Genomic DNA, 7673 nt, shown 5'->3' with positions numbered 1-7673 from the left:
CCAGGTCTCGAACTCGCCGGCGGTGGCCCCCTCCGCCAGGTACCACACCGGCGCGGGGGAGGTCACCCCCACCGAGTCGTGCCCCCCCGCGCGCCCGTTCCAGTACATGGCCCGCTCGCACACCACCTCGCCGTCCGTGGCCTCGACCCGGGTGGAGACATGATAGGTATGCACGTATGCGTGAAGGGGGATGCTTCTTCTGCCCCCCGCGGCTATCTCCACGTCCTGCAGCTCCGGGATGACCTTCTCGCCCTCCCCGGTGTTCAGGGCCAGGTTGACGTGGACCGCCCTGTCCCCCGGGTTCTGCACCAGCACCCAGGTCTCGAACCCCTCGCCGGCGGCCGCTCGCGGGGTGGGGTTGGAGGCGAGTTTGCCGAGCACCGCGACCTCGTCGTCCCGGCCGAGCTGCCTGGAGATACCGAAGACGAGCAGGAGCGACAGGAGCAGGCAGAGGACCGCAATGGCGGTGATGCGCGTGACCCTGACACTCCTCCCCCGCTGGTCCATACGCCATCTGTCCATGGCAGACACCTGCACTCCGCCCGCGAGATGCGGCTAAGCGTGGTCGTTCGTTTCCCTAAGTATAAACGCCGGGGCTGTTCATATATTGCAGCAAGGGTCGCAAGTGATGGGAAATGGGAGCCAGGCCTTCAACCCCTCACCTGCGGCTCGGAACATAACGCCTGATCCCACCCTACAAGGACGGATCGTTACATGGGAGGGAGATATGGCAATAGGGTCAGGTCGCGCGTTTCCGGTTCCTCCCGGCGTCCAGCACCACCTCGAAGAGCTCCCTCGAGGTGTACGTGGGCCGCCATCCCAGCTCGCGCACGATCTTGTCGTTGCTCCCCACCATGGAATGGCGGAACATGTTTATCCAGTGGGAGGAGACGGGGGAGAGCCCCAGGCGGTAGGACAGGTCGGCCAGGCTGCAGGCGAGGTCCGCCGGGATGGCTGGCGCGATCATGCCCGCCCTCCGTTTCATCTCGGAGAAAGCTATGGTGTCATCGCTGGTGACGTGGAATATGCCACGCGCCCGGTGTTTCAGCACCAGCCGCACGGCCTCGGCCAGGTCGTCCTCGTGGATGTACTGGGTGTGCGGGTCCGACCCGCGCAGGCTCAGGGCCAGCTTACGGCCGAAGAGCCATGTGATGGTGTTGTCCAGGCGCTCGCCGACGATGACGCAAGGCCGCAGGATGGTCACCTCCAGCTCGGGGTGCTGACGGCAGAGGTCATCGAGGTAGTGCTCGATCTCCGCTTTACCGTAGGAGTAGTAGCAACGCCGGTCGCCGCGGGGATAGTCCTCCTCGCGCAGGGGGAAAGGGTTGTCGGGATGGGCTCCGAAGGCGGCCATGCTCGAGAGCTGGATCAGCCACGGGGTCCCCGTGTCCAGGCAGGCGTGGAAGACGTTCTTGGAGCCGTTGATGTTGATGTCGTGGGTCTTCTCCTTGTCCCTGATCTCGTTGAGGACGTAGGCCATGTGCAGCGCGGCGTCGCAGCCGCGCATGGCCTCCCTGATGCCAGCGTGGTCACGGACGTCCACCTCGCGGAAGCCGAGCTTGGCCGACTCGACCGCCGGGGGGCGGATATCGACTCCGACGACGCTTTCTATGGCCGGATCGTCCTCCAGGGACCGCAGCACTACGGTCCCCAGATAGCCCGAGATGCCGGTGACGAAAAGACGCATGGCGACACCTCCATTCTCTATTTCGGCAAGGATTGTAACAGAGTCCAGTGGAAATACCAATACTAATATTGACCATACGTTCACTACAACTTTTTAATATGGCGGAGGAAGGGAGCCATTCCCTTTCCGCGGCTGTTAATGGCCGTCGGGTTGGGTTAGAATCGACAGCAGGCCGCCCGGGCGGCAACACCGGCGGCCGCCGCGGCAAAGGCGATACCGGAGAGGAAAGAGATGGAGATCCTGTTCGTCTGCAAGACGCTGCCCCACGCCAGGGTCATCGGCGGCCCGGTCATCATCTATAACCGCGTGCGCATCCTCTCGCAGCGGCACGACGTATCCCTGCTCTGTTTCGTATCGCCGGAGGAGCGCGAGCATGCCGACACGGTAGCCCGCTTCTGCCGGGATTTCCAGGGCGTGCCCATGCCCTCGTACGGCGGCCGCTTCCGCAAGGCCCGGGACTGGCTCCTCTCCCCCGTGCCGGTGTATTTCCTCAACAACTACTCCGGGGAGATGTACGGAAGGCTGCGGGAGATGGTGGGGCGTTCCCGCTACGACGTGGTCATCAGCGAGTATTCCATGGTGGCCCAGTACCTGTACCGCAACCCCGACCTGGCGGGGATGAAGAGGGTGATGTCGGTGCACGAATGCTACTACCTGGCCCGCCGCAAGGCCTGGCAGGTGCAGGGCTTCTCGCGGGAGGGGCTTTCGGCCCTCTTCAACCTCAAGGGCCTCAGGAGGTTCGAGTTCGAGATGTACGCGGACGCGGACCGGGTGCTGGTACTCACCCCCGAGGGAAGGCGGGAGCTGCTGGACATCCGGCCCGACCTGGACATCTCGGTTGTCCCGCACGGCGTCGACGTTGACTTTTTCCACGATTCCGGTGCATCCACCAGGGAGCAGGCGGTGATGTTCCTGGGTAATTACCCCCACGACCCCAACCGGGACGCGGTGCTATACTTCCACGAGAACATATGGTCCCGGGTGAAGCGTGAGGTGCCGGAGGCGCTCTTCTACGTTGTGGGCAAGGACCCAACGCGCGACCTGCTGGAGCTGGCGCGTTCCGACCCCTCGGTGGTGGTGACCGGCACCGTGGACGATGTGCGCCCCTATTTCGAGCGGGCCAGGGTCTTCGTCAACCCCGTGCGCATCGGCGGCGGGTTCCGCGGCAAGATCCTCGAGGCCATGTCCATGGGATTGCCCATCGTCACCACCTCCCTGGGCGCCGAGGGCGTCAACGCCGAAGACGGCAGGGACATGATAGTAGCGGACGGTCCGGCGGACTTCGCCGCCGCCACGGTGCGCCTGCTGCGCGACGAAGGCCTGTGCGAGAGCCTGGGGACGCGGGCACGCGGCGTGGCGCTGGAAAACTTCTCCTGGGAAAAAGGCGTCAGCGACCTCGAACAGGTCCTACTCGACGTCATCAACCGCTGAGCCGCCCAAGGTCTTCTTCGAGGACGTCGAGGAGGTAGGCGACGAGCCTGGGCCCATACCCCATCTCTGCGTGGCCGAAATCGCTGAAGGTCTTTAGGCGGCAACCGTCCCCGGCGCGGCGCTTCAGTTCCCTTGCCTGCTCCACCTCGAAGACGAAGTCGTCCTCGCCGTGGACGATGGTCAGCGGCTGTGGCGGGATGAGGTGCACGAGGTCCGCCGGCGCGGCTTGCAGTTTCCAGGACCTGTCGACCTTGACGCCGTATCGCCTGGCGCCAAGGGCTCTGCCCACCGGATTGCCCATGGTCAGGCGGATGAGGCGGGCACCGGGGGCGCGGCAGGTGCCCAGATCGGCCGGGACGCTGATGGCCGTCACCGAGTCCAGCCCCCCGTAGAAGGCGGCGTACCTTATGGCCACCATCCCCCCCATGGAGAACCCGACGGTGGCGATGGCGTGGTTGCCGTCGTTCCGCGCCATCTCGATCACCGCCGCGAGGTCGCCTGTCTCCAGGTAACCGAAGGTCGACCGGCCGGGGGAGAGACCGTGGCCGCGAAAATCGAAACAATATACGGTGTAGAGCTGGGAGAGGTCCTGGGCCAGGGCCACGAAGTCACGGATGTTCTTGTTGCCCCCGAAGCCATGGCACAGCACCACCGCCCGCCGCGGCTCCCGGCCCATACGCATGCAGTGCAGCTGCATGCCGTCCCCGGTGGTGACGGAACGGGGCAGCGTTGAAACGGTGTAGGCGGCGAACATGACCCCGCTGGGGAGGTCCCGGTTTACGGACTCGTCCAGTCGCCGGTCCAAGAGCATCGCCCTCCTCCGTGCTCGCCATCCATATTAAACGAAACGCGGTTTCGCTATCCATCGCCGGGGGATCCCGCCATGGCCGGATGCGCGGCTTCGGTGGCGATGGTGCTAAAGTAGAGGGGACGAGGCGGACTACGGTAGGAGGAGATCATGCGCGGCAGGATGTGGGGAAGGGCGTCGATCGCGGCCTGCGCGCTGCTGGCCGGGGTCCTGCTCCTCGCCCCGCTCGGGTGCGGTGGAGGAGCCGCGGACGGCGGAGCGTCCCGGGATACCTCGCACGGTGAGGATGGATGGTCCTGGACGGGCGAGGAGGCGGAGGAGGAGAACGGGGGGGAGACCCCCGCGCCGGCGGACCGCACCATCTACATGTGCGGGCGCTCGGTGCTCGGGGGATGGTTCGACCACTGGGGGTGGGACTACGATCCCATGAACCCGGTGCGCTTCGACGGCCACTACCTCGTCTACCGGGAGATGGACGTCCCGCCCGGCATCGCGGACACCGCGGCGGATGCCGCCCGCGCTGCGGCCGGCGCGGGTGTCCGGACCATGTTCTTTAAGCTCTGCTTCGCGGATTTTACGGGCGGTGACGAGGACAGCGCGCGAGAGAACCTGCGGGTCAACCAGGGGATCATACGGGACGTCGTGGAGAGCGCGGTGGAGGAGGAAGGCCTCACCCTTATCCTCGGCAACGCCCTGCCCATGGTGCGGGAATATACGGATGAATGGCTGGTCTGGAACCACCGCGAGTACAACCGTTTCCTGGAAGAGCTGGCGGTGGACTACGGCGGCAGGGTGATCATCCTCGATCTCTACGGCACCCTCGCGGCGCCCGAAGGGTGGTTGCTGCCGCGGTACGCCTCCGACCCCTACGACTCCCACTTGAGCGGCGCCGCTTACGACGCGCTGGACTCGGAGCTGGAGGAGGTCCTGGGCGGCTGACGGCGACCGGCGAGGCGCCTTTGGGACGCGGCGCCCGCCACTGGCCCGGCGCCCATCACGGCCCAGAGTAGATGACTTCCTCGTTGCGTTCCAGGAACGCCGGCAATCCCATGTGGCCCCAGAAATCCTCCACGAAACGCCCTTCTATCATGCCGCTCTGCAGGCCCTCGATGAAAAGGGCGACCCTGTCCACATCCTCGAACTCCGTGAGGGTATCGGCGATGGCGGCGAGCGCCAGCCCCTCGCCGGAGGCGCTCACGCCCACCTGGTTGGCGTCGGTGAGGATCTCCTTGCTCACGTTCACCGTGCATATCCCTCCGGCCACATCGATGTCCAGCACCTTGACCGTATCGGGGAGCACGGGGTACAGCTGCGTACCCTCCGCCGGCCCCTTGATGAGCTGCTCCATGGCGGTGAGGTAGGGATCGGTGGCCCCGATCACCGTCGTCTGCGTGGGATAGAGCCAGTCCTGGTTGCCCGAGGGGCGGCGGAAGTACAGCGTGACGGTGACGCTGTCGCCGGAGGTCCCGCCCCCGTCCGCCGCCGTCTCCTCCTCTTCCGGTGCCGCGGGCGGCTCGACCTTGTCGCAGCCCCACACGCACAGTCCCGAGAGCAGGAACAGTGACAGCAGGGCCGCCAGCATGGCGGCGCGGACGGTTGTGCGATACATGGACATCAACTCCTTATATGTAGAGACCGATGCGGCCGGCGCCCGGTTCCATCTCGCCTCCGACTAGATTATTGGCGCTGCAAGCCCCCATTTCCTGCCGCCGGCGGGCACGGCCGGCCTCCCTGCTCCGCATACTTGAAGGATGAGCGGGAAGTATGAAAGAATATGCACGCTCGCCCGTTTCAGGGCGGCCAGAGGAGGCAATAACGTATGTTGGTCGATCTGCACGTGCACACCGCGGTGTCCTCGCCGTGTTCCCAGATAGACCCGCGGCTCCTGATCGAGGTGGCTTCCCGCATAGGCCTGGACGCCCTCTGCGTTACCGAGCACGAGGAGCTGGAGGGGGCCGAGGTGGCCCGGCGGTACGGAGCGGAGGCGGGATATCCCGTCTTCCGGGGGGTGGAGGTATATACGGAGTTCGGGGACATGCTCGTCTTCGGGCTCTACCGGCCCAGTTATCCCCTCACCACCCCCTTCGGTGAGCTGCTGGCCGAGGTGAGGGAGGTGGGCGGCGCCATCATCCCCGCCCACCCCTGCCGCGGCTCGCGAGGTTTCCACGACCTCCTGGGAGAGGAGGGGGCGGAGGCCCTCCTGGTCAATATTGACGCCATCGAGACCCGCAACGGCGGCACCAGCCCGGAGTCCAACCAGTCGGCGCAGGCCTATGCCGAGAGATACGGCATCCCGGGGGTGGGGGGGAGCGACGCGCATTTCCTCATGCAACTGGGGCGCTGCCTCACCGTCTTCGAGCGCGATGTGACGAGCGAAGCGGAACTGGTGGAGGAGATCAAGGCGGGCAGGTGCCGGGCCGCATACGCCGCGGAGGTCGAGAGCCTGAAGATGTCCGCGATGTGGGGGTAGAAGTGATCATCGACCTGCATGTCCATACCAACCTGGGCTCGATCTGCTCGCAACTCGGGCCGGATGAACTGCTGGAAAAGGCGCAGCAGATGGGCATAGACGCCATATGCGTGACGGAACACCACTCCCACCGCGGTGCCAACAAGATGGTGGAGTATGCGGCCGCCAGCGGCTATCCCGTCTTCCGTGGCGTGGAGATATACACGGAACTGGGCGACATGCTCGTCTACGGTATGAAGAGGGATACGCGTTATCACCTCACCACCTTCGAGGAGTTGAAGGAGATGGCGGAGAAGGACGGCGCGGTGATCGTCCCCGCCCATCCCTGCCGCGGCTGGGGCCGCAAGCACAAGCACGCCCATGTCTTCCCGCGCGAGCTCGTCGGCCACGTCGCGGCCATCGAGACCCTCAACGGCGCCAATACCCTGAGCAGCAACGAGGCCGCCGTAGCCATCGCCGAGGAGTGCGGCCTGCGGGGGACCGGGGGGAGCGACGCCCACGCCATCTGGCAGGTGGGGAAGTGCGTCACCGTCTTCGAAAAGGATATCTCCAGCGAGGAGGAACTGGTCGCCGAGCTGCGCGCGGGCAGGTTCACCGCCGCCTACTTCGATGACCTGCGCAGACAAGAGGAAGGCGGCGCCTGATCACTTCCCCTTGGTGATGCGGAAACGGCACCGGTCGTCTCCGCGCGGCAGGGACTCCAGCACCTCTATCTTGAAATCTCCTCCCAGGTGGGAGACCAGCCCGGCGAACTCGTATCTGGAGCAGCACTCCTCGCAGTCGATGCCGATATGCTTGAAGTACCAGTCGTACCAGGGGTCCCTGCGGATGGTCAGGTACCCCGCGTCGCCTTCTATCTCGGCGTAGATCTGCTTCAGCTTGGGGAGATAGGCCAGGGACTCGTTGTTGAGCAGCAGCAACAGGTACATGGCGTCCTCGATGGTGGGCTTGAGGCGGTAGACCTTCACCAGGCGTTTGCCGGCGCTCCACCCCACACCGTGCATGGCCGCGTTGATCAGCCCCTGCAACTGCTCCCGGGAAAGGCTGGATGCGGCGTACTGGGCGATGTCGTTGAATACCCCCATGAGGGCGGCGTAGAGGGTGCGGTACTTGTCGTCGACGGACATGGACGGGCAGACCATCATCTCCACTTGCTCATCACCTCCCGGAAGACTATTCTAACACCCGCCCGCTTGTTTTGGATAAGGGGAATCGCCCCTCCATTCGTGGCTCCCGGCTTGACACCGGCGAGGCAGTGGGGTTATGGGATAAGTGGC

General features: G+C 65.3%; 9 protein-coding genes. 4 read left to right on the top strand and 5 right to left on the bottom strand.

Translation table 11 applies throughout. The annotated features are described in order from the left end of the window. Window positions 1–522 (bottom strand): hypothetical protein (locus AB1384_09000; GenBank protein MEW6554409.1); only part of this gene is annotated, 522 nt, incomplete at its 3' end. 217 nt (window positions 523–739) lie between these two features. Then, on the bottom strand, window positions 740–1687 hold the full coding sequence (locus tag AB1384_08995; GenBank protein MEW6554408.1) for an NAD-dependent epimerase/dehydratase family protein: 948 nt from the start codon (window positions 1685–1687) through the stop codon (window positions 740–742). A gap of 231 nt (window positions 1688–1918) precedes the next feature. On the opposite strand from AB1384_08995, the gene AB1384_08990 reads away from it, so the two are divergent. Continuing rightward, on the top strand, window positions 1919–3118 hold the full coding sequence (locus AB1384_08990; protein ID MEW6554407.1) for a glycosyltransferase: 1200 nt from the start codon (window positions 1919–1921) through the stop codon (window positions 3116–3118). Here the strand turns inward: AB1384_08990 and AB1384_08985 are convergent. Further along, entirely contained in the window at window positions 3108–3923 is an 816-nt protein-coding gene (locus AB1384_08985; GenBank protein MEW6554406.1) for an alpha/beta fold hydrolase, read from the bottom strand. The genes AB1384_08990 and AB1384_08985 overlap by 11 nt on opposite strands. A 153-nt stretch (window positions 3924–4076) precedes the next feature. Between AB1384_08985 and AB1384_08980 the strand changes: the two genes are divergently transcribed. After that, on the top strand, window positions 4077–4865 hold the full coding sequence (locus AB1384_08980) for an SGNH/GDSL hydrolase family protein (GenBank protein ID MEW6554405.1): 789 nt from the start codon (window positions 4077–4079) through the stop codon (window positions 4863–4865). Window positions 4866–4920: 55 nt separating this feature from the next. Here the strand turns inward: AB1384_08980 and AB1384_08975 are convergent, their stop codons facing one another. Beyond that, window positions 4921–5535 carry a GerMN domain-containing protein gene (locus AB1384_08975; GenBank protein ID MEW6554404.1) on the bottom strand — a complete coding sequence of 205 codons (615 nt, stop codon included), beginning with the start codon at window positions 5533–5535 and terminating at the stop codon, window positions 4921–4923. A gap of 210 nt (window positions 5536–5745) precedes the next feature. Between AB1384_08975 and AB1384_08970 the strand changes: the two genes are divergently transcribed. Both AB1384_08970 and AB1384_08965 read left to right on the top strand, forming a co-directional pair. After that, window positions 5746–6396: a PHP domain-containing protein gene (locus AB1384_08970; protein ID MEW6554403.1), complete on the top strand. Its 651-nt coding sequence runs from the start codon at window positions 5746–5748 to the stop codon at window positions 6394–6396. Then, window positions 6387–7040: a PHP domain-containing protein gene (locus AB1384_08965; protein ID MEW6554402.1), complete on the top strand. Its 654-nt coding sequence runs from the start codon at window positions 6387–6389 to the stop codon at window positions 7038–7040. Before AB1384_08970 ends, AB1384_08965 begins: the two co-directional genes overlap by 10 nt. Here AB1384_08965 and AB1384_08960 read toward each other — a convergent pair whose 3' ends face one another. Then, the gene (locus AB1384_08960) at window positions 7041–7547 is read right to left on the bottom strand and encodes a hypothetical protein (protein MEW6554401.1); all 507 of its coding nucleotides are present in this window, start codon (window positions 7545–7547) and stop codon (window positions 7041–7043) included. Window positions 7548–7673 lie beyond the last annotated feature (126 nt).

This window comes from Actinomycetota bacterium, assembly GCA_040757835.1.
Classification (GTDB): Bacteria; Actinomycetota; Geothermincolia; order Geothermincolales; family RBG-13-55-18; genus SURF-21.
This window is presented reverse-complemented; position numbering and strand designations above follow the sequence as displayed.